Here is a 20,725-nt window from a genome sequence, read left to right as displayed (position 1 = left end):
CACATAATGTCAACTGAAAACACACGCAACGCGGACGTGCCAACCGATCGCGGACGACTCCGAGAGCTCTGGGAGGCGTATCTCCCGGTGTGGTTCGTGCTCCCGATGACGCTTTTCCTCGTCGTCGTGACGTTCTTCCCCGGTCTGTACAACGTGTACCTGAGCGTCACGTACTGGGATCTCACGAACCCGGAGCTGACCGGGACGTTCGTCGGACTCGAGAATTTCGTCGACGCCTGGGGACGTGGATCGACGTGGGTCTCGGTTCGGAATACGCTGGTGTTCGTCGTCGGTAGCCTCGCGTTGCAGACGACGATCGGTTTCACGCTCGCCGCGTTGGTCGCCGGCGTCACGAATAGGATGCGGACGATCTATCGGATCGGGTTCATCCTGCCGATGGCCGCCGCACCGGTCGCGCTGGCGACGATGGGCCGGATCATGCTCAACCAGGAAATCGGCGTCATCCCACACCTGATCGAGACCGCGCTTCCGGTGAGTTCGCCGGCGTTTCTCTCCGGTCAGTACGCGCTCTTGACGGTCATCCTCGTCGATACGTGGAACTGGGTTCCGTTCATGTTTATCGTGTTTTACGCCGGATTGACGTCCGTGCCGGCCGACCTCAAGGAAGCGGCAAAAGTGGATGGCGCACCGCTGTGGAGAATCTACGCGCACGTCATTATTCCCTACATGAAACCACTCATCTTCGTCGCCGTATTGATTCGGACGATCGACCTGTTCCGCGAGTTCGGGCTGGTGTACTCGTTGACCGGCGGCGGACCCGGAACGGCGAGCCGATTGCTCAGCATCCAGGTGTTCGAGATGGGGTTCATCGGCAGTAATCTCGGAACGGCAGCCGCGGTTTCGATCGTCTACCTGATCTTCGTCATCGCGTTGTGTACTATTGCGATCATTTCGGTCGGCTTCGAGGGGGTGATGGACTGATGTCGGGACTCAGCGTCGATCGCAAACGACAGCTCAAGGAAGTCGGTCGACACGGGATATTGCTCACCTGGCTGGCGATCGCACTGTTCCCCTTCTACTGGATCGTGACCATGTCGCTGAAGGAGACGGTCGACGCGTTGGCGATCCCGCCGGAGTGGATCTTCGTCCCGATATTCGACAACTACCTCGAACTCATGCGGGACCCCGACTTCGCCGTTGCACTCGCGAACAGCTTCCTCGTCGTCGGCGGCTCCGTGCTGTTAGTGCTATTGATCGGCGTTCCCGGCGCGTACGCCCTCTCGAGGTACGAGGTCCCCGCAGAACGCGACGTGATGATCTGGATTCTCTCCTCGCGGATGCTCCCACCGGTGGCCGTCATCGTCCCGTTTTTCATCCTCTACGGCCGACTCGATCTGCTGGATACGCGGATCGGACTCACCTTCATCCTGACCACGATCAACATCGCGATCGTCGTCTGGGTGATGAAGGCGTTCTTCGACGGCATTCCACCGGCGCTCGAGGAGGCGGCGATGGTCGACGGGGCGACGCGGTTTCAAGCGTTCCGTCGCGTGGTACTTCCCACCGCAATCCCCGGGATCATCGCCGTCGCGATCATCAGCTTCATCTTCGGGTGGATCGAACTCGTGTTCTCGCTCGTTCTCACGGGGACCGAAACCCGGACCGCGCCGATCTACATGTACCAGTTCATCGGCTCCCGTTCGATCGACTGGGGAATGCTCGCCGCGGCGTCGACGGTGTTGGTCATGCCGATCGTCCTGTTTCTCGTCTTGGTGAACAAGTACCTCGCGGCCGGGCTAAGCTTCGGGGTCGCTCTGAAGGAGTAAGCTTTCCCGACGCTTTCAGCCGGCCGACACGATTCCCGTCTCGTCCCGTCTTCGTCGGCGAACGCGACGGGTGCGGTGTAGTGGTCGATCGCCGACGGAGGCATTCCTCCCGGCGGTGCGACGAAACGTGTACCAATACCGTTATACTCCGCCAGTAGAGACGATCGGTATGGACGAACAGTGTCTACGTTCGAGACGCGGACGGCTACTCACGACGCTTCGACTCCAGTACCCCGATGCAGTGTCGGAAAGCGGGTATCGCTTGCTCCACCCGCGGACGGGTGAGCCGTACACCGACGATCGGCGACACCTCGTCGCAACGTGTCGATCGGTCGCGAACTTCTCGGTCGGCGCCCTCGTCGACGGCCCGGATTGGTGTCTCGATGCGGCAGCACACGGGCTGGCGTTTCTTCGCGACGAACACCGTGGGACCGACGGCGACGGATACGACCTCGTCGTCGACGAGACGGGCGCTCCGATCGACGACACGCGGTCCGCGTACGGCCACGCGTTCGTCTTGCTTGCGTACGCACGGGCTACCGAAGCGGGACTCGACGGTGCCGGGGAGGACCTCGCCGCGACCGCGGCCGTGATCGACGACCGGCTTCGAGACGAGACGGGATTGCTCCGGAGCGATTGCGGTCCCGATTGGACGGAACTGGAACCGTACCGCGGCCAGAACGCGAACATGCACGCGTGCGAAGCGTATCTCGCCGCGTACGAGGCGACGGCCGAGCGTCGCTACCTCGAGAGCGCACGCCGAATCGCGACTCGAATCACCGTCGACCTCGCGACCGAGACGGACGGGTTGCTCTGGGAACACTACACCGACGACTGGGACCACGACTTCGCGTACAACCAGGGACAACTCCGAGACCAGTTTCGTCCGCCCGGATACCAGCCGGGCCATCACGTGGAGTGGGCGAAGCTTCTCGCCCTGCTCGATCGGTACGACGACACCGGCGGACCGTCCGACGGCTGGTACGCGCGGGCCGTCGAACTCTTCGACGCCGCCGTCGACCTGGGATGGACCGACAACGGGTTCGCCTACACCGTCGATGCGGACGGCGAGCGTCTCGTTTCGGATCGGTACGGCTGGGCGCTCGCCGAGGGGATCGGCGCGGCGTCGGCGCTGGCCGAGCGGGCGAATGCCCGGTGTGACGACGACGACGCCGACCGGTTTCGATCGTGGGAACGCCGGTTTATCGCCCGATCCGACCGATACCGGGGCCCCGCCGGGCTCTGGTACGAAAAACGGGTGCCAACGGCGGACGGCACCGAACCAGTCGCGCCCGACCCGCCCGGCGTCGAGCCGGATTATCATCCCGTCAGCGCGTGGTACGAATCGTGGCGATCCGCTCGAGCGCGCCGCTGATCGCGCGTGCGTAGGGGTACCGTGGGATCGGCGGGAACCGCAAACGTCAATGAGTCGGGGCGCGGATCGTCGGACGTGATGGATCCGACAGTCATGCTTCCGCCCCAGCCGGATCGGCGCTGGACGATCGCCAAACAACTCGGCCTCGATACCGCAGTCGTCCGGTTCTGGGGAATGGAAAACTGGTGGGAGTACGAATCGTTGCAGGCTACCGCCGCACGATTCGACGACCACGGTTTCTCCCTCGACGTCGTCGAGGACCGACCACCGATGGACGACACCGTTCTGGGCAGGGACGGCCGCGACGAGGAGATCGCGACCGTCAAGCAACTCCTGCGAAACATGGGTCGACTCGGCATCGACACCTACTGCTGGGTGTGGACGGAGAATCCGCTCGGCGTCATCCGGACATCCGACTCACTGCCGGGTCGCGGCGGTTCCGAGCGAATCGGCTACGATCACAGGTGGATGGAGTCCGCCCCGGATCATCCGGCCGCCGACGTCACCGAGGAGGACCTCTGGGAGAATCTCCAGTACTTCCTCGAGGAGGTCGTTCCCGTCGCGGAGGAGGCCGGCGTCAACCTGGCGTTACACCCCGACGATCCGCCACGGTCGCCGGTTCGAGGCGTGCCACGGATCGTCACGTCGGCCGACGAGTACCGACGCATCCTCGAACTGTCCGACAGCCCTCGTCACGGCGTGACGTTCTGTCAGGGGAACTTCGCCGCGATGGGCGGGGACGTCCCCGAAACGATCCGCGAGTTCGGCGACCGCATCCACTTCGTTCACTTCCGGGACGTTGAGGGCGACGCCGACTCGTTCGTCGAAACGTGGCACGACGACGGGCCGACGGACATGAAAGCCGCCATCGAGGCGTACCGGGACGTCGGTTTCGACGGTCCGATTCGACCGGATCACGTGCCACGGATGGTCGGTGAAACGGATCGCGACGAGGCGATGTCGGGATACACCGACATGGGTCGTCTCTTCGCCATCGGCTACCTCAAGGGGCTACTCGAATAGCTATCGACGAACGATTACGAATCAACGAACACGCTAATGACGATATCAACTGTCGCAGTAACCGGCGGTAACGGAAAGATCGGAACGGCCATCCTCGAACACCTCGCCGAGAGCGGGTACGACACGGCGAATATTTCCCGTGGCTCGCGTCGCGAGGAGGTGTCGGATACGTACGTCCGAACCGACCTTCTCGATGCGGGCGAGACGTACGGCGCTCTCGCGAAAACGGGCGCGGATGCAGTGGTCCACATGGGAACGATCCCGGATCCGTACAGCAATCCGACCTACCGCGTCTACGAGAGCAACGTCATGTCGGCGATGCACGTCCTGGAAGCGAGCGACGCGCTCGGACTCGAGGCGGTCTGTCTGCCGTCCAGCATCAACGCGATCGGGAGCGAACATCAGGAGCGTCCGGCCGACGTGCAGTATCTTCCCGTCGACGAGGAGCATCCGCGGACGCCGGACGATTCGTACGGAATTGCCAAACACGCGATGGAAGTCACTGCTGACGGCTTCGGTCGGCGGCCGTCGACCGATCTTACGATCGCCTCGCTTCGGTATCCGTGGGTGATGACGGAGCCGGAGATGCGCGAACACTTCGTCGAGTCCGACCGGTCGATCGACGGGGTGGCCACAGCCCATCCGGCGACGACGCGTGACGTTCTCTTCTCGTACCTCCACGTCGAGGACGCCGCCGCGATCGCGAGAAAATCGATCGAAGCCGATTTTTCCGGTCACGAGGTCTTCTGGGCGGTGGCCGGTGACACGACGATGGGGGTGCCAACCAAGGACGTGATAGCCGAGTACTTCCCGAACGCCGAAATACGGACCGCGTTCGACGGGTACGAGACGATCGTCGACCTCGCCAGGTCGCGCGAACTGCTCGGTTGGACGCCCGAACGCAGCTGGCGTGATCTCTGAGCGAGGCGCCGATTCGGTCCTACCGTTCGACGCGTCGGCGCGGACGATTCCGATACGTGAACATCGCCTTGCGCGGCCCCGGTTTGGAACGTTTGCTGGATCTGGCATTCTGCACCGATCGACAACTAATCTTCATGAATAAGCAGATGACAGTTATCTGTTAGTCGAAAGTCGAACACTGCGGTAACTGCTGATGCTGTCCGGGGGCCCGGCCAGCAGACGGACACGAGGATCGTGGCTGGAATACCGGTTGACGGCGCCGGACGAAACAGAATAGCCGTCGATCGGTTCGTAGCCCCACCGACGTCTTGACGCGTGAACTGGCGGAGTAGACTTTCGGCGCAAAGCGGGGGACGGTCCAGAGGATAACCTAGTGTAATAGACGGTACCTCCAGCTCCTTCGCCGGCGTTTGTTTCGGCATATTCAGTGCGATTGCACTGCGTCCGGTCACGACCGAAACCCGTGTCTCGTCGCCGCTCGGGGGGCGGCGTTCTCCGGAGCGGAACAGGCGAAACGAGCGTACCGAATTAGCATATGATGTATCCTATTGGTGAAGTGTCGCTTGAGTTATTATAAAATCAAACAAATACATTCGAAACCTGTCTGTTTAACGTTGTCGTTCGATGGGACGACCGACCGCACTACCGTCTCGAGTTGTAACTGTAACGATTATTACTGTGGCGCTCGTTACCACCAATCATGGTTCTCACTGAACCGATCTCGATCGACGGGGACGAACGCGAGCGGATCTACGGCTACGTCGAGGCCCACGGCGCGGTCGATGCACGACAGGTGCGACGGGAGCTGTTCCCCCAGGATCCACACGGCGACCCGCAGTACGATCGGGCGTTTCGCCACAACGTAGCGATCCTCAAACGCGACGGCTACGTCGCGGAGAGCGAGGACGGCACGTTGCGGATCGCCGTCGACCTCGCGGACGAACGCGAGGAGTTTTCGGCCGACGACGTCGACGTCACGATCCGACCGGCCAGACAGGAGGATTTGACGGGAATCGTCGGCGCGATCCGCCGGGTCGCAGAGGAGATGATCTACATCGAAGCGGAGTCGGTCGCCGACGAACTCGACCACGAGGACGTCCTGTTACGACACAACGACCTCGAGTCCCGGATGTTCTTCGTGGCGACCGTCGACGGCGACGTCGTCGGCTGGGCCCACCTCCACGTCCCGAAACTCGAGAAGCTGAGCCACACCGCCGAACTCACCGTCGGCGTCCTGGAGGAGTACCGCGGGATCGGCGTCGGTAGCGGGTTACTCGACCGCGCACTCGAGTGGGTGCACGAGAACGGCCAGGAGAAGGTCTACCAGAGCGTTCCCTCGACCAACGAGGAGGCCATCGCGTTCTTCGAGGACCGCGGGTGGACGACCGAGGCGGTCCGCGAGGACCACTACAAGCTCGACGACGAGTACATCGACGAGGTGATGATGGCGATTTCGTTGTAACTGCCCGAATATGGTCGCATCCGTCGATAGATTTGGCCTCGTTGGATGACGATTTGTCCGTCACTCCTTACTATCCCGCGCGATCGGTCAGTTCCGAAAACGGGACGTTTTTGCGTCGTCCCGCCCAACACCCGGTCATGGCTCAGGCAACCCAGGAGTTCGGCGAGTGGCCGCTGAAGCGGCTGATGACCGAAGTCGTCGGCTCGGGACACAAATCGGCCGACGACATGACCCGCGAGCAGGCTCGAGAGGCCCTCCAGCGAATCCTCGCCGGCGAACCCGACGAGACGACGCTGGGTGCGTTCTGGCTGGCCAACCGGTGGAAGCGCAACACGCCGGCGGAACTCGCGGCGTACACCGACGTCATGCGCGAGGAGTCGGTCGTTACGGCCGAGCCCGACTGCGATCCCGTCGACTGCGGGGCGAACTACGACGGCAAGCACACCTCGGCCGTCCTCGGCGTCGGCGCCGGCGTCGTCGCCGCGGCCGCGGGGACGCCCGTCGTCGTCCACTCCGGCGACCGCGTCCCCACCCAGAAGGCGACGGCGTACAAACACGTCCTCGACGAACTCGGCGTCCGGACGGAACTCGAGCCGGAAGAAAGCGCCGAGATGGTCGACGAGACCGGCTTTGGTTTCTACTACCAGCCCGCGTTCAACCCCGGCGTTCACGACCTCTACGACCGACGCGACGAGATGGGGGTTCGTACGTTCGTCAACACGATCGAGACGGTAGCCAACCCCGCAAACGCCGACGTCCACCTCGGCTCGTTCTACCACCTCGCGTTCGCAAAGAAGATGACCGACCTGATCAAAGGAAGCGAGGAACTCGCGTTCTCGCGGGCCATTTTCTTCCAGGGAATGGAGGGATACGACGATATCCGCCCCGGATACACGAAAGTCGCCGAGTGGGACGACACGGCGGGTGCCGACGACGAGGGACTCGACGACTACGAGATCGAGACCGCGGAGTACGGTATGGAGATGGAGGGCGACGACCTCGCCGTCGACGATGTCACCGCCGACTCGGCGACGATTACCGAGGAGGTGCTGGCCGGCGAGCGCGCCGACCAGTTCGCCGACGCCATCGCGGTAAACGGCGCGTTCCGTATCTACGCCCGCCAGGACGTCGCCAGCGTCGCGGAAGGCCTCGAGCGCGCACGCGAGGTTCTCGACGATGGGAGCGCCGAGTCGGTGCTCGAGGAGCTTCGCGCGTTCTGACATCGCGCACTCGTTTCGCGGACGTAACCGGTCCCAATTGCAAATCAGCCGAAACGTAACTGCCAGAACGTATAAGAGCCCCTTCGTCCTCCGCTAGGCCATGTGTCGGGAACTGAGGCGGGAACCGTCGTGGGTAGCGGCCATCCGCCTCGCTTTCCTCCGCGGACGAGTCGACGTCGAGAGCGTCGTCTGCGAGGCGAACCTGATCCCCGGCAAGGAGCGGACCGTCCGCGACGTCCTCGAGACGATGGCACAGCGGGGCGTCCTCGAGGAGACCGACACCGACGGCGCCTACGTTCCCGGTCCCGTACTCCTCGAGTCCGACCGGTACGATCTGGATTTCGAGAACGCGTCCAACGGCGGCGCACACCGCTGGCGATCGACCGGATGATCGGTCGGACGGTCGAACGGTCGTCCGCCAGCGTATGGCGAAAACTATGTGATAACTACGGGAGAACGTAGCGTATATGGGCCGTCTCACGGACACGAAGGTCTCCGAAAAGAATCTGACGACAGTGCCGAAACCCGTCCGCAACTTCCTCGACGTCGGCGCCGGTGATCGCGTCGAGTGGCACGTCGAGGACGGGCGGATCATCGTCGAGAAACAAGCCGACGACCCGTCGTAGGCCTCTTTTCTTCCCGTCACGTTCTCGGCCGAGAGACCGATCGCAACGCCCTACGAGTCGAACTCGACGGATTGTGGGGTGACATCAATACCCGGGGCAATCTTTAACACAGTTGTGACCGTCATCATCGATCGTGGTAATAGTATGCCCATAGTGAGGGGTTATAAAAGATGACGCGCCAACACGCCAGTTCGATCCGTCCGCACGGAGGTCGATCGTAGTGGAGTTCGACGGCGAGTTCGAACTCGAGGAGGTTCCGCCTGAGAAGGCGTGGATCGTCCTCTCGGATCCGATCGCGGTCCGGAACTCCCTGAAAGGGTGTCGGTATATCGCGCCGATGGACGACGACTTCAGCTTCGACGAGTACGAACCTGACGAGGACGCGGAGACGCTCCCGGAGGCAGACCCCGAGGTCGTCGCCGCTCGCGCGTTTCGGGAGGGGGAGCGCTACGCCGCGTTGATGCAGGTCGGTGTCGGCAGCGTGAAACCGCGCTTCGAGACGACGGTCACGATCGACGAACGCGACGACGAAGACCTCGAGATGATCGCCTCCGGCGGCGGCGACGCGAGTTCCAGCAGTTTCAGCATGACTTCCGGCATGCGGATTCACGACCTCGAGGACGGGGAGGGCTCGCGCATCGAGTGGTGGACGGAAGCCGACGTCACCGGGCGGATCGCCCAACTGGGCTCCCGGGTCATCGAGCCGGTCGCCAACAAGATCGTGACCAACTTCTTCGGGAGTATCGAGCAACAGATGACCGACGTCGACGCGGAGACCGACGAAAGCGTCACCGATAGACTCAGGAACATGCTATGAAAGCCGCACAGTTCGAACACCACGAACCGTCGACGGTCGACGAGGCGGTCAGCCTTCTCGAGAGCTTAGACGAGCCGACGATCCTTGCTGGCGGCCAGAGTCTCGTCCCGATGCTCCGATTTCGGCTGGCTCGCCCCGAGACGGTCGTCGACATAAACGGCATCGATTCGCTCGACTACCTCCGTGAGGAGGACGGATTCCTGAAACTCGGCGCGCTCGCACGCCACGCCGACGTCGAGAACTCGGTGAATATCTCACGAAGGTACGGAAGTTTCGCCGACGCCGCGCCGCTCGTGGCTGATCCGCAGATCCGCAATCGCGGGACGGTCGTCGGCTCCGTCGCGCAGGCGGATCCGAAAGGCGACTGGGGGAGCGTCCTGCTCGCCCACGACGGGGAGGTCGTCGCCCACGGTCCCGACGGCGAGCGGGTGATCCCCGCGGACGACTTCTTCCTGTTGCCCTACGACACGACGCTCGCGGAGGACGAACTCGCGACCGAACTGCGGGTTCCGACGCCCGAGCCGCGGGAGGGCAGTGCCTATCACAAGTTAAAACGCAAGACCGGCGACTACGCGATGGTCGGCGTCGCCACGCGGCTCGTCTTCGACGACGACGGACGCGTCGCGGACGCCGGGATCGGGATGACCGCGGTCGACATCACGAACGCCCGGGCGAAAGACGCTGAGGCCCACCTCGAGGGCGAGCGGCCGAGTCCGGATCTCCTCGAGGCGGCCGGCGAACTGGCCGCCGAGGAGTCGAATCCCGAATCGGACGAACACGGCGACGCGTCCTACAAGGCACGGATGGTCGACGTCCTGACCCAGCGGGCGCTTGCGGACGCCGCCGAACGCGCCGGCGTCGTCGAACGGAGGGTTCCACAATGACGGAGACGCGAGAAATCACGCTGACGGTCAACGGAACGGAACGAACGATCGACGCCGAGCCGAGGCAACTGCTCGTCCACGCGATTCGCGAAGATCTCGATCTGACGGGCACCCACATCGGCTGTGACACCGGTAACTGCGGCGCCTGTACCGTCCTCGTCGACGGGGAGCCGCTCAAGTCCTGTCTCATGTTCGCGGTCCAGGCCGACGGGAGCGACCTGCTCACCGTCGAAGGGATGGCGGCGCTTCCGGAATCGACCGGCGATCTCCACCCCATCCAGGAAGGTTTTCGCGAGGAACACGGCCTGCAGTGTGGATACTGCACGCCGGGGATGATCGTGGCCGGGAAGGCGTTGCTCGAGGAGAATCCCGATCCCGACGAGGACGAAATCCGCGAGGCGATCAGCGGCAACCTCTGTCGGTGTACCGGCTACCAGAACATCGTGCGCTCGATCGAGTACGCCGCCGAGGAACTCGAGGCGCGTGCGGCCGCCGACGGCGGGATGGACGTCGCTTCGCCCGCCGAATCCACGCCTTCGGCCGCCGGTGATTCCGACGACTCGGCGTTCGACTGCGGCGTCGAGAACTGCTGTGGTGGGCCGTCACTCGAGGCCGACGAGGGCGAGCGACCGACCGACGGTGGGAGAGCGAACGGCCACGACGCGGCCGGCGGCGACGGGGGTGACAGCCGATGAGTAGCGACCACGAGAACTCGGCCGACACGGAGTTCCAACACGCCGAGGACGGCGGTCCACAGCCGGAGAAACACTGTGGCCACGGCCGCGGCGGGATGGGCGAGGAGGTCAAACGCAAGGAGGATAAGCGGTTCATCACGGGCCGGGGCAACTACGTCGACGACGTGAAGAAATCGGGGATGCTCCACTGCGAACTCGTCCGGAGCCCCCACGCCCACGCCCGCCTCGAGGAGATCGACGTCTCGCGGGCGATGGATATGGACGGCGTCGTCGCCGTTCTCACCGCAGAGGACCTCCTCGAGTACGACCTGGCGACGATGCCGACGCTGATGGACGACACCCAGGACGTCCTCGTCAACGACAAGGTCAAATTCCAGTCCCAGGAGGTCGCGGCGGTGATCGCCGAGGATCGGTATACGGCGAAAGACGGCGCGGAGAAAGTCGACGTCACCTACGACGTTCTGGATCCGGTCGTCGACGCCGAGGAGGCCCTCGAGGCGGACGCCCCGGTCATCCGCGAGGACATCGAGGACAAGGAGGACAACCACATCTTCGACTGGGAGACCGGCGACGAGGAGGCGACCCGGCGGGCGTTCGAGGAGGCCGACGTCACGGTCGAAGAGCAGATGCTCTACCAGCGTCTTCACCCCGCGCCGATCGAGACCTGTGGTGCCGTCGGCGACTACGATCCGGGGAAGGACAAGCTGACGGTTCACATGACCTCGCAGGCGCCTCACATCCATCGAACGCTGTTCTCGATGGTTTCGGGCATTCCCGAACACAAGATCCGGATCGTGAGTCCGGACGTCGGCGGCGGCTTCGGCAACAAGGTGCCGATCTACCCCGGCTACGTCGTCGCCGCGGCCGCGTCGTACGTCCTGGAACGGCCCGTCAAGTGGGTCGAGGAGCGCTCGGAGAACATCCAGACGACGGGGTTCGCCCGCGACTACGACATGACGGGCGAGATCGCCGCCACCGAGGACGGCGAGATCCTCGCGGTCAGGACCGACGTGCTCGCGAACCACGGCGCGTACAACGCGGCGGCCCAACCCTCGAAGTTCCCGGCAGGGTTCTTCAATATCTTCACCGGCTCATACGATATCGAAACGGCCTACGCCTCGCTGTCGGCGGCGTACACCAACACCGCGCCGGGTGGCATCGCCTACCGCTGTTCGTTCCGGGTCACCGAGGCGGTCTACCTCATCGAACGGATGGTGAAGGTACTCGCCGACGAACTCGAGGTCGATCCAGCGGAGATCCGTCGGAAGAACTTCATCCAGCCCGAGCAGTTCCCCTACGAGAGTCCGACGGGATGGAACTACGATTCAGGCGACTACGAATCGGCGCTGGACCTCGCCCTCGAGATGGCTGAGTACGAGGAGTACCGCGAGGAACAACAACGGCGAATCGAGGACGACGCCGACAAACTGCTCGGCATTGGCATCTCCTCGTTCACGGAGGTCGTCGGGGCCGGCCCCGGAAAGACCTGTGACATCGCGGGCGTCGAGATGTTCGACTCCGCGGAGATCCGGGTCCACCCGACCGGGAAAGCGACGGTCCGGGTCGGCGTCCAGACCCAGGGCCAGGGCCACGAGACGACGTTCGCCCAGATCGTCGCCGAAGAGCTGGGAATGGACGTCGACGACATCGTCGTCGAACACGGCGACACGGACACCGACCCCTACGGGCTGGGGACGTACGGCTCCCGGAGTACGCCGGTCGCCGGCGCGGCGGCCGCCGTCGCCTCCCGCAAGGTCCGCGACAAGGCCAAAACGATCGCCGCGAACGAACTCGAGGCCGACGAGGCGGACGTCGAGTGGGACCGTGAGAGCGGCGAGTTTCACGTCGCCGGCGCCCCGGATCGCTCGATCACGATCACCGAGATCGCCGCGGGCGCGTACATGAACAACCCGGCCGGCGAGGAGCCCGGCCTCGAGGCGGTCAACTACTACGACCCGCCGGAGATGACCTACCCGTTCGGTTCGTACGTCGTGATCGTCGAGGTCGACCGCGAGACCGGTGAGGTCGGGTTCGAGAAGTTCGTGGCCGTCGACGACTGCGGGAATCGGATCAACCCGATGATAATCGAGGGCCAGATCCACGGCGGCCTCGCCCAGGGGATCGGCACCGCGATGATGGAACACGTCACCTACGACGACAACGGCAACGTCACCGGCGGGGACTTCATGAACTACCTGCTCCCGACGGCGATGGAGATCCCGGAGTTCGAGACGGGCCACACCGTCACGCCCTCGCCCCACCATCCGATCGGCGCGAAAGGCGTCGGCGAGTCGCCGACCGTGGGTTCGCCGCCGGCGATCGTCAACGCCGTCGTCGACGCGATGACCCACGCGGGCGTCTCCCACGTCGAGATGCCGATGACGTCGGACGTCGTCTGGGAGGCCCTCGACGAGGCCGGACTCGCACAACAGCCCGCCGCGAACCTCGAGTTCGAACTCGCAGATTCCGGCGAGGAGGCGGCGGACGACTGACCGATCACGAATGACCAGGGACACGACACCACCCGACGACGCGGCGGACGGCGACGCGGCCCGGTCCGACGAGGGGAATCCGACACGGTCCAACGAGAGCGATTCGGCCCAGTCGGACGAGCGCGATCCGGGACGATCCGAGGAGGGCGGCGAACCGACGGACGCCGACGCCGTCTCGGCGATCGAACGGCGGCTCTCGAGGCGCCGTGAGCCGTACGCGCGGGCGACGGTCGTCCGCCGGGAGCCGCCGGTTTCGGCTACCGTGGGCGACCGAGCCGTCGTCACCGCCGATGGCGAACTCCACGGGTGGATCGGCGGCGCCGCCTGCGCCCAGTCGATCGTCACCGCCGAGGCCCGGTCGGCGATCGAAGACGGCGACGCCCGACTCATCGGGATCGCGCCCGACCCCGACCGGATCGACCGCGCCGGCCTCGAGGCGTTTCCGATGCGCTGTCACAGCGAGGGCGTCCTCGAAGTGTTCCTCGAGCCGGTGAACACCGCTCCCGACTTGCTGATCGTCGGCGACTCGCCGGTCGCCCGCTCGCTCGCCCGCCTCGCGAGCGAGTTGACGTTCGACGTCACGCTCGTCGCCGGCGGGAGCGACGGGCTCGAGGGTTCGATCCCGGCAGGGACGACCGTGCTCGGTGAAACCGACCCCGAGACGGTCGCGGCGGCCGTCGACCGGGAGCCGATCGTCGTCGTCGCGTCGATGGGATCGTTCGACGCTCGCGGCGTCGCGGCCGGCATCCTCGCGGACGGGCTTTACGTCGGCCTCGTCGCGAGCGATACGCGCGCCGAGGCGGTGTTCGACCGCGCCGCAGGGCGACTCGAGATCGATCCCGAGGACGTCCGAACGGCGGTGACGAACCCCGCCGGCGTCGACGTCGCCGCTTCCACGCCGGCGGAGATTGCCGCGAGCCTGCTCGCGGAGGTCGTCGACGTTCGCGGAACCGCCGGCGCTACGAGCGGGAGCTACACGCCGACCGACTGTGAAGCGACGGAGGAATCGGCGAGCGATGCCCGTGATCCGGCGATCGACGCAGATGGCACGACGGCCGACGGTGCCTCCGGCGGCCACGCCAACGCCGACGGCCCCTCCGACGACCACGCCAACGCCGACCACGCCAACGGCCCCGACACTCCCGACCACGGCGGTTCGTCGGGAGCCGAGTCGGCGGTCGACCCCGTCTGTGGCATGACGGTGGATCCGACGGAAGCACCGGCGAGCGTCGACCACGACGGGGAGACGTACCACTTCTGTTGTCCCGGCTGTGCGGACTCATTTCGGGAAAATCCGGGTTCGTACCTCGAGCACCCGAACGGAACGTCGGCGTCATGACTGGTGAGGACGCGCTGTACGAGTGTAACGACACCAAGCAGTTGCTCGCCGTCCAGTCTGATGAGGGGGTGGGGGCGAGCCGAAGCGGTGATACCGGCCGAGGCGCTAGATCGAACTCGACGGGTGAGACTCAGTGACAGATTCGATTCTCCGGACGGTTCGCGACCGACTCGAGGCCGCCGGCGCGCTCCGTGGGGTGGCGCCGGATCGGATTACCGCGGGAGAGCGAACGATCCTCGTCGAGTTGACCGCGCCGACGCGGTCGGAATCGGCGCCGTTCGGGAGTGAGGGCGTCGAAGACGAGGCCGACTCGCGGGCGCTAGAACTCGCCGGACTCGCTCACCGTCCGCGAGGCGGCGACCGACTCCGTTCGTCGGATGCGCCGACCGTGACGCTCGAGGAGCTTCTCGAACCCCTGGACGGGAGTGGCTCTGGCGGGCCCGGGGCGACCGAGTCGCTCGCCCGAGCCGTCGCGACGCTAAACGCGCTATCGACCCCGTTTCTCGAGTGGCGAGACGGCGATCCGATGGCGCTACTCGAGCCGTCAGTCGAGACGATTGCGACCGTTGGCCTCTTTCGCCCGGCGTTCCGGAAGTTCGACGACGTCGACGTTCGCGTGATCGAGCGAACCGACGTCGGCGCGGTGTCGACGCCTCCTGGCGTCCGGCTCTCGACGTTCGACCCCGACGATGCCGAGCGTGCGATGGCCGGCGCAGCGGTCGTCTTCGTGACGGGATCGGCGTTCGTCTACGGCGGTGCGAGCCGCTACCTCGAGCTCGCCCCCGCGTCGGCGACCGTGGTCGTCGCCGGCGCCGACGTCGTCGCCGGTAGCGCAGTGGACGACCCGAGACGCGTTCGCGAGGCGATCCGCGACGACGCCTGTGGCACCGACCTCCACGACAGCGGCGTCCGGAAGGTGTACGCCGCGACCGACCACCCGTCCGGGCTCCGACTCGACCTCGGCACCGGTGCGAACTCGACTCCGATCGACAGATAACCCATGACAGAGACACAGCGAAACTGGAGCGTACCCGAAACTGAAATCGTACAGCGCGTTCACCGCCGACTCGAGGCGAGCAACGGCGACGAGACGGACGTTCTCGCCACCATCGTCGACGTCGAGGGCAACGCCTACCGCCGGCCGGGGGCGAAGATGCTCCTCGACGCGGGCGGCGAGGGCGTCGGCAGCATCACCGCCGGCTGTCTCGAGGACGAACTCCTTCGGACGGCCGAGGACGTCCGGGAGACGGGACGCCCGAAGCTCGTCACCTACGACCTGATGGAAGACGACGACGACTCCGTCTGGGGGCTCGGCGTCGGCTGCAACGGCGTCATCGACGTCCTGCTCGAGCCGCTCTCCGAACGCTACCGACCGGCCGTCGAGGCCTTCGAGGCCGGCCGCGACGTCGCCGTCCTGACGGTCGTCGGCGGCCGAGACGTCGAGGATGGGACGGCCGAACGTGACGACGAATCGCTCGCGTTCGGTGACCGTGCGTACTACGACCCCGAAAACGGTCGATTCTCGGTCCCTGAAAGTGAGGACGACGACCGGTCGGAAGCGGATGGGGTGGGCTCGGGTGCGTGGCCGACGGACGCACTCGCCGACCCGGCCGCCGAACTCGCCGTTCGGGGACGTGCGGACGCCCTCTCCCTCGAGTCGTCCGACCTCGAGGTGTTCGTCGACGGCATCGCCGCGCCGGAGGAACTGGTCGTCTTCGGAAGCGGCCACGACGTCGGTCCCGTGACCGAACTCGCCTCGCTGAACGACTTTCGGGTGACCGTCGTCGGCTTTCGCGGCGCGGTCGACCTCGCCGATCAGTTCCCCGACGCAGACCGGACGCTCACCACGTCGCCGGGATCGCTCGCCGACGATCTCACGCTCGACGAGCGCACTTACGCCGTCGTCATGACCCACAACTTCGTCGACGACCAGCTGACCGTCGAGACCCTTCTCGACGCTTCAGTCCCGTACGTCGGCCTGATGGGGCCCACCGAGCGCTTCGAGGAGATGCTCGAGGCGTTCGACGAGGGCGACCGCCGGCTCGACGAAGACGACCTCTCGACGCTGTATACCCCGACCGGGCTCGACCTCGGTGGCGGCTCGCCGTATCAGATCGCCCACAGCATCGTCGCGGAACTCCTCGCGGTCTCCAACGACCGCGATCCCGGCCACCTGCGCGAGCGAAAAGGCCACATTCACGACCGAATCGAGGTCGAGGCTGACTCGAGCGGCGGGAGCTGACGTCGTTCGATTCCAGCCGTCGACGGTACGAAGGCGTACGATCTAATCGCCTTCGCGCTTGTCGGTATCCGCGAGGGCGATGACGGGGTACAGAGATACTCGCAACGTGCGATCGACCCCGAGCGCGTTCGTGAGTCCGACCACGAACCCGAGGATGCCGTCGATGCGATTCACGAAGGGTTGTGTGACGCTTTCGATGAGGGGGTCCGTCCCCGATGAACAGCCATGAACCAGTCGGCTAGACCGATGGCGGCCAGCACGCGCCTATCATGCAGGCCGGCTCACACGGGATAGAAGCCTCCCACTGGTGCGAACCGATCGGCTCGCGACGGCACTGCCCGAAGGATCGATGCTCGGTCTGTGGGGAGAAGCACGGCTATAAGGGACCGATGATGGTAGACACAAACGTCGTCGAATCACGGTGTGAGAAGAGTTCCATGATACTCTTGTTGAAAATCCTAGCGCGGAGGGTCGATAAATTCACACACGTATAAGACATATATTATCCGGTGTCGAAGACCGACTCATGGATAGACGGCGGTTCGTTTCAGCAGCGTTCGTTGTCCCCTTCGTATCTGGTTGTACAGAAGCCATTCGCAGGCCAGATCGAGACAGGAACGATCAACACATGGAAGATGATACTACCGACGATTTTGAACCCGACATCGAGCGTCAGGTACGACTCGGTGATGCCTCGCCAATTTCAGCTGAAACCACATCGGAAACTCACTTCGATACCGAACGGGCAGCAAGAAAAAGCGTTAGCATAGCAGCTGAACGTGTTCAGAACATATTGGATGACAACGGGTATCTCCAAGGGAATATTGAAGTTGGCAATGGGACAGTGGACCTTGATGATCCAGACTTCGAAATGGATGATCAACCACGTTCGTCGGAATTCAACCGGGACCTTGACCTCGGTGTGATGGTATTCTATTTGTATCACTATTCCAAAGAGGGTGAGCTGCTATCCAAACCCGAGATCACGTTCGACGAGCTACTCGATGCCGTTCCTCGTTCAGCTGAGATACAACTGAATTTTGAAGAAAATGAATATACAGCGATACTTCCGGTCGTATGCTACAAAGAATGGGAAAAAGCTCAGAGTGATTAAGGAGGTAATTTACCGATAGACGTGGTAGAGTTTGTGATGGGTCGGCTTGACGAGATTACGCTTGAGGAACTCTACGAGTTCAAAGAGCAGATAGACGAAGGGAAGCCGCAAGAACGTGTTTCTTCGCTCCCATTCCTGTAGATACGCGCACAGAGAGCTTAAGCTAGCAGGTCAGCGGTTGAAGCTACACTAAGAGCGTAACAAAAATAGCGGAATAGAATGTGATTTGCTAGATGTATACGTCGAATTCGTTTTCTATGAGCTCCGCATAACAAGCTCGTGCACCAGTGTTGCTTCCACTTTTGTGTATTCCGGTGATTAAGGCGTTCCCTCGGCGATTTATGTAGTAATGCGGCCCACCCGAATCGCCATCATCACTATCTGCGTCGGTGCGATAAGTTACGTCCCCAGTTAATGTGATATTTCCAGAACTCGAACCGGTTGTACGTCCTCGTTTGTGAATCTCGTCGGATTCGTCATTATCTTCGATCCATTCTTTCGATAGTACTCCTGCGATACCTCTCTCATAGCTATTATCTCCACTATTCGAGGCGAACTGATGCGATGTGTTGACACCTGTGACATCTAACGCACAGGCATCCCATTCATCACCTGAAGAGCTATCGAGTTTCCACTTCGAGGAGTTGCGTGTGGCAATTACACTACTTCTTCCAGAGGATGGTTGATATCCTTCTGATTCGCCTGCATCTTCGCCTTCCCAACAATGGGCTGCTGATAGCAGGTATGAATTGCCACTTGAATCTGTCGCCGGTGCTCCCACCGTACACGCAGCTTCACGCTCGCGTTCTATTCGACAACCGCCTGGCACCGGACGATATTTATGATTATAATATGACTGCGGGGACTCATTGACCAATTCTACGTCAACTCGGATCTTTTCGACTGATTCTTCTTTTTCGATTCCTTCCCCGGCCACACCGGTAGCTGTCGTAGGTAGCGAATCCTCGATTCGCTTTTCACTCGAGACGGTGATACACCACTTGGTACCGCCTCGTCATACACCTCTACAACAATAGAGCGTTCCTTTCCCGTCGGTGAAATGCCGGCACTGGCCACTTTGGTATCTATACCATCAATTGAATCAGCGAGGTGCGTACGTACTGTGGCTAATTCGTTGTTTATTTTCCTTCGAGCATCCTTTGCACTTTCCACAGCTACCCAGTGTTCACGGGAAATCGAATAGTAAATTGGCTCCCGTTCGGACGGGTGTGCTTCTGTTGGATCAACATCGCTTGGATACTCATATCCGCCGAATCTTACAACGTCACCATTCTCGAGATCCGGGTCTGTATCGTCGACTCACGGAGCGCCACTTGGTGTTGAAGTGAATCAATCAGAAGGTTCCCCATCCCCCAAGCGTTATTACTCAACACACAAATCATGAATTGTATGTCGAAGGCCGCCGGTGACCCCGAACGAGCGATCAATGGCCTCATGTCAGTCGCACAGCTTCTGGAAGAGCCGCGGCTGGCTCGCCTCTATACGTTTGTCCTTCGAGAGGGAGAGGTAACTATCGACGATATCGTCGACAAACTAGGGATGCCACGAACGACGGCGTACTCGGACACGGGGACGCTCGTCGAACTCGGAGTTCTGACCCGAGATGAGGAGCAGAAAACGCACACGTATTCGGCGATTCCAGTTACACTCACCGCGAACCTCGATGGAGACGAATATACGGTCACCCCAACGCTCGTTGAAGCGTTCGGGCGCTCACCCCAAGATCAGGACCTTGACCTCCTCATCGAAAAACACGGGCTCGGAAAGCTCGCAGCTGCTCTCACATACGCGATACCGTACGCCGAGGGGGAAATGTCTGAACGAATCGCCGCCCGGGAACTCGATCTCCAATATGCGTTTGCTATTGCCGTTCTCCATGCGTTGCGAGATGTCGTGTTGGATATGAAGGCGGTAGATCCCTACTTCGAAGACATCCGGAACGCACGTGATCAACCGGTTGTAGATGAATGAGAGGCGGAAACGATGAGTGAGTCTTTCGACCCGTTTCAGGGGTCTGTAGCCTGGATAGCGGATTCGGGTCTGTTTATTGCCTGCGGCCGACAGCAGAACAACAAGTACGCGGCACTCGAACGATTCGCGACACAGAACGATCTCACATTCGTAATTCCACAGCGCGTCTACGACGAACTGGGCGGAGCACCGGACCGTAGCACTCCAGGACAGACGCCGATCAACAGCGCGATCGACGCCGAGTGGGTCCGGATCGCTGATGAACCCGACTACACGAAGGGGACGGTTTCACGAGTGATGGATGACGTCCGAACGTTCATCGCTCGCTCGTCAAACCGGACCGAAGACCAAATCGAGAAGGCAGATACCGCACTTGCAGCGGTCGCAGTCCAACTCCTTGAGGAGGGTGCCAGCCATATTTGTCTCGTGACCACTGACGTTGATGCGGGTGAGGGTGTCGTAGCTGCTCTTGCGGCGAACGGACTCGAAAATCGCGTCCAGTTCAAAAATGGATTCGAGCTGATTGACGAGATTACCTAATCCGCCAGAGGGGAGTCGATTGTTACTGGTCTATCGAGTTGGGTTCCATACTGGTGGCTCGCGAATGTGCTCGCCACCAGAATATGGGTCAACTCGGATTTGAACCACCTCGAGACGTTCCGGGTCGCTCACGTCGTTCGCTCCCGGGCGTACGACTCGCGTAATTCAAATCCGAGTTGGATCCACTATTTGCTCC

General features: G+C 62.7%; 22 protein-coding genes. 20 read left to right on the top strand and 2 right to left on the bottom strand.

Going from position 1 to position 20,725, the window contains the following annotated elements:
* Positions 1 to 6 precede the first annotated feature (6 nt).
* The 17 genes from AB7C87_RS22100 to AB7C87_RS22020 all read left to right on the top strand — a co-directional run bounded on the left by AB7C87_RS22100 (position 7) and on the right by AB7C87_RS22020 (position 16,883).
* Positions 7 to 942, top strand: coding sequence for a carbohydrate ABC transporter permease (locus AB7C87_RS22100; protein ID WP_369731688.1), 936 nt, complete (start codon positions 7 to 9; stop codon positions 940 to 942).
* Positions 942 to 1,787 (top strand): carbohydrate ABC transporter permease, encoded by an 846-nt coding sequence (locus AB7C87_RS22095; protein WP_369731687.1) that lies wholly within the window; start codon positions 942 to 944, stop codon positions 1,785 to 1,787. The genes AB7C87_RS22100 and AB7C87_RS22095 overlap by 1 nt, the downstream gene beginning before the upstream one ends.
* A 169-nt stretch (positions 1,788 to 1,956) precedes the next feature.
* Complete coding sequence (locus tag AB7C87_RS22090; protein ID WP_369731686.1) at positions 1,957 to 3,162, top strand: AGE family epimerase/isomerase; 1,206 nt, start codon at positions 1,957 to 1,959, stop codon at positions 3,160 to 3,162.
* A gap of 78 nt (positions 3,163 to 3,240) precedes the next feature.
* Positions 3,241 to 4,185: a mannonate dehydratase gene (locus tag AB7C87_RS22085; protein ID WP_369731685.1), complete on the top strand. Its 945-nt coding sequence runs from the start codon at positions 3,241 to 3,243 to the stop codon at positions 4,183 to 4,185.
* A 36-nt stretch (positions 4,186 to 4,221) separates the two neighbouring features.
* On the top strand, positions 4,222 to 5,106 hold the full coding sequence (locus tag AB7C87_RS22080; protein WP_369731684.1) for an NAD-dependent epimerase/dehydratase family protein: 885 nt from the start codon (positions 4,222 to 4,224) through the stop codon (positions 5,104 to 5,106).
* Between the two features lie 700 nt (positions 5,107 to 5,806).
* Entirely contained in the window at positions 5,807 to 6,568 is a 762-nt protein-coding gene (locus AB7C87_RS22075; RefSeq protein ID WP_369731683.1) for a GNAT family N-acetyltransferase, read from the top strand.
* Between the two features lie 137 nt (positions 6,569 to 6,705).
* Positions 6,706 to 7,788 (top strand): anthranilate phosphoribosyltransferase, encoded by a 1,083-nt coding sequence (locus tag AB7C87_RS22070; protein ID WP_369731682.1) that lies wholly within the window; start codon positions 6,706 to 6,708, stop codon positions 7,786 to 7,788.
* A 100-nt stretch (positions 7,789 to 7,888) separates the two neighbouring features.
* On the top strand, positions 7,889 to 8,179 hold the full coding sequence (locus tag AB7C87_RS22065; RefSeq protein WP_369731681.1) for a hypothetical protein: 291 nt from the start codon (positions 7,889 to 7,891) through the stop codon (positions 8,177 to 8,179).
* A 76-nt stretch (positions 8,180 to 8,255) separates the two neighbouring features.
* Complete coding sequence (locus AB7C87_RS22060) at positions 8,256 to 8,414, top strand: AbrB/MazE/SpoVT family DNA-binding domain-containing protein (protein WP_369731680.1); 159 nt, start codon at positions 8,256 to 8,258, stop codon at positions 8,412 to 8,414.
* A 220-nt stretch (positions 8,415 to 8,634) separates the two neighbouring features.
* The gene (locus AB7C87_RS22055; protein ID WP_369731679.1) at positions 8,635 to 9,231 is read left to right on the top strand and encodes an SRPBCC family protein; all 597 of its coding nucleotides are present in this window, start codon (positions 8,635 to 8,637) and stop codon (positions 9,229 to 9,231) included.
* Positions 9,228 to 10,115 (top strand): FAD binding domain-containing protein, encoded by an 888-nt coding sequence (locus tag AB7C87_RS22050; protein ID WP_369731678.1) that lies wholly within the window; start codon positions 9,228 to 9,230, stop codon positions 10,113 to 10,115. The genes AB7C87_RS22055 and AB7C87_RS22050 overlap by 4 nt, the downstream gene beginning before the upstream one ends.
* Positions 10,112 to 10,810, top strand: coding sequence for a (2Fe-2S)-binding protein (locus AB7C87_RS22045; RefSeq protein WP_369731677.1), 699 nt, complete (start codon positions 10,112 to 10,114; stop codon positions 10,808 to 10,810). The genes AB7C87_RS22050 and AB7C87_RS22045 overlap by 4 nt, the downstream gene beginning before the upstream one ends.
* Positions 10,807 to 13,302 (top strand): aerobic carbon-monoxide dehydrogenase large subunit, encoded by a 2,496-nt coding sequence (locus AB7C87_RS22040; protein ID WP_369731676.1) that lies wholly within the window; start codon positions 10,807 to 10,809, stop codon positions 13,300 to 13,302. Before AB7C87_RS22045 ends, AB7C87_RS22040 begins: the two co-directional genes overlap by 4 nt.
* A gap of 10 nt (positions 13,303 to 13,312) precedes the next feature.
* A complete protein-coding gene (locus AB7C87_RS22035; protein ID WP_369731675.1) occupies positions 13,313 to 14,641 on the top strand; it encodes an XdhC family protein in 1,329 nt (442 codons plus the stop codon).
* Positions 14,638 to 14,778: a hypothetical protein gene (locus tag AB7C87_RS22030; protein ID WP_369731674.1), complete on the top strand. Its 141-nt coding sequence runs from the start codon at positions 14,638 to 14,640 to the stop codon at positions 14,776 to 14,778. Before AB7C87_RS22035 ends, AB7C87_RS22030 begins: the two co-directional genes overlap by 4 nt.
* Positions 14,775 to 15,638 (top strand): Rossmann-like domain-containing protein, encoded by an 864-nt coding sequence (locus AB7C87_RS22025; RefSeq protein ID WP_369731673.1) that lies wholly within the window; start codon positions 14,775 to 14,777, stop codon positions 15,636 to 15,638. Before AB7C87_RS22030 ends, AB7C87_RS22025 begins: the two co-directional genes overlap by 4 nt.
* A 3-nt stretch (positions 15,639 to 15,641) precedes the next feature.
* A complete protein-coding gene (locus tag AB7C87_RS22020; RefSeq protein ID WP_369731672.1) occupies positions 15,642 to 16,883 on the top strand; it encodes an XdhC family protein in 1,242 nt (413 codons plus the stop codon).
* Between the two features lie 42 nt (positions 16,884 to 16,925).
* Here the strand turns inward: AB7C87_RS22020 and AB7C87_RS22015 are convergent, their stop codons facing one another.
* A complete protein-coding gene (locus AB7C87_RS22015) occupies positions 16,926 to 17,057 on the bottom strand; it encodes a hypothetical protein (RefSeq protein ID WP_369731671.1) in 132 nt (43 codons plus the stop codon).
* Positions 17,058 to 17,511: 454 nt separating this feature from the next.
* On the opposite strand from AB7C87_RS22015, the gene AB7C87_RS22010 reads away from it, so the two are divergent.
* Complete coding sequence (locus AB7C87_RS22010; protein ID WP_369731670.1) at positions 17,512 to 17,997, top strand: hypothetical protein; 486 nt, start codon at positions 17,512 to 17,514, stop codon at positions 17,995 to 17,997.
* A 229-nt stretch (positions 17,998 to 18,226) separates the two neighbouring features.
* On the opposite strand, the gene AB7C87_RS22005 is transcribed toward AB7C87_RS22010, so the two are convergent.
* On the bottom strand, positions 18,227 to 18,934 hold the full coding sequence (locus AB7C87_RS22005) for a chymotrypsin family serine protease (RefSeq protein ID WP_369731669.1): 708 nt from the start codon (positions 18,932 to 18,934) through the stop codon (positions 18,227 to 18,229).
* 473 nt (positions 18,935 to 19,407) lie between these two features.
* Between AB7C87_RS22005 and AB7C87_RS22000 the strand changes: the two genes are divergently transcribed.
* Together AB7C87_RS22000 and AB7C87_RS21995 are read left to right on the top strand one after the other, a co-directional pair.
* Positions 19,408 to 19,989, top strand: a complete 582-nt coding sequence (locus tag AB7C87_RS22000; protein ID WP_369731668.1) for a DUF7437 domain-containing protein — start codon at positions 19,408 to 19,410, stop codon at positions 19,987 to 19,989.
* Positions 19,990 to 20,001: 12 nt separating this feature from the next.
* Positions 20,002 to 20,529 (top strand): PIN domain-containing protein, encoded by a 528-nt coding sequence (locus AB7C87_RS21995; protein WP_369731667.1) that lies wholly within the window; start codon positions 20,002 to 20,004, stop codon positions 20,527 to 20,529.
* The last annotated feature ends 196 nt before the right edge of the window (positions 20,530 to 20,725 follow it).

The organism is Natrarchaeobius versutus (assembly GCF_041205745.1).
In the GTDB taxonomy this organism is placed as follows: domain Archaea; phylum Halobacteriota; class Halobacteria; order Halobacteriales; family Natrialbaceae; genus Natrarchaeobius; species Natrarchaeobius versutus.
This window is presented reverse-complemented; position numbering and strand designations above follow the sequence as displayed.

What these genes read in the sequence shown, in the direction of transcription:
- AB7C87_RS22100 (WP_369731688.1), top strand. Translation starts at nt 7, where the DNA reads ATGTCAACTGAAAACACACGCAACGCGGACGTGCCAACCGATCGCGGA.
- AB7C87_RS22095 (WP_369731687.1), top strand. Translation starts at nt 942, where the DNA reads ATGTCGGGACTCAGCGTCGATCGCAAACGACAGCTCAAGGAAGTCGGT.
- AB7C87_RS22090 (WP_369731686.1), top strand. Translation starts at nt 1,957, where the DNA reads ATGGACGAACAGTGTCTACGTTCGAGACGCGGACGGCTACTCACGACG.
- AB7C87_RS22085 (WP_369731685.1), top strand. Translation starts at nt 3,241, where the DNA reads ATGGATCCGACAGTCATGCTTCCGCCCCAGCCGGATCGGCGCTGGACG.
- AB7C87_RS22080 (WP_369731684.1), top strand. Translation starts at nt 4,222, where the DNA reads ATGACGATATCAACTGTCGCAGTAACCGGCGGTAACGGAAAGATCGGA.
- AB7C87_RS22075 (WP_369731683.1), top strand. Translation starts at nt 5,807, where the DNA reads ATGGTTCTCACTGAACCGATCTCGATCGACGGGGACGAACGCGAGCGG.
- AB7C87_RS22070 (WP_369731682.1), top strand. Translation starts at nt 6,706, where the DNA reads ATGGCTCAGGCAACCCAGGAGTTCGGCGAGTGGCCGCTGAAGCGGCTG.
- AB7C87_RS22065 (WP_369731681.1), top strand. Translation starts at nt 7,889, where the DNA reads ATGTGTCGGGAACTGAGGCGGGAACCGTCGTGGGTAGCGGCCATCCGC.
- AB7C87_RS22060 (WP_369731680.1), top strand. Translation starts at nt 8,256, where the DNA reads ATGGGCCGTCTCACGGACACGAAGGTCTCCGAAAAGAATCTGACGACA.
- AB7C87_RS22050 (WP_369731678.1), top strand. Translation starts at nt 9,228, where the DNA reads ATGAAAGCCGCACAGTTCGAACACCACGAACCGTCGACGGTCGACGAG.
- AB7C87_RS22045 (WP_369731677.1), top strand. Translation starts at nt 10,112, where the DNA reads ATGACGGAGACGCGAGAAATCACGCTGACGGTCAACGGAACGGAACGA.
- AB7C87_RS22040 (WP_369731676.1), top strand. Translation starts at nt 10,807, where the DNA reads ATGAGTAGCGACCACGAGAACTCGGCCGACACGGAGTTCCAACACGCC.
- AB7C87_RS22035 (WP_369731675.1), top strand. Translation starts at nt 13,313, where the DNA reads ATGACCAGGGACACGACACCACCCGACGACGCGGCGGACGGCGACGCG.
- AB7C87_RS22030 (WP_369731674.1), top strand. Translation starts at nt 14,638, where the DNA reads ATGACTGGTGAGGACGCGCTGTACGAGTGTAACGACACCAAGCAGTTG.
- AB7C87_RS22020 (WP_369731672.1), top strand. Translation starts at nt 15,642, where the DNA reads ATGACAGAGACACAGCGAAACTGGAGCGTACCCGAAACTGAAATCGTA.
- AB7C87_RS22010 (WP_369731670.1), top strand. Translation starts at nt 17,512, where the DNA reads ATGGAAGATGATACTACCGACGATTTTGAACCCGACATCGAGCGTCAG.
- AB7C87_RS22000 (WP_369731668.1), top strand. Translation starts at nt 19,408, where the DNA reads ATGTCGAAGGCCGCCGGTGACCCCGAACGAGCGATCAATGGCCTCATG.
- AB7C87_RS21995 (WP_369731667.1), top strand. Translation starts at nt 20,002, where the DNA reads ATGAGTGAGTCTTTCGACCCGTTTCAGGGGTCTGTAGCCTGGATAGCG.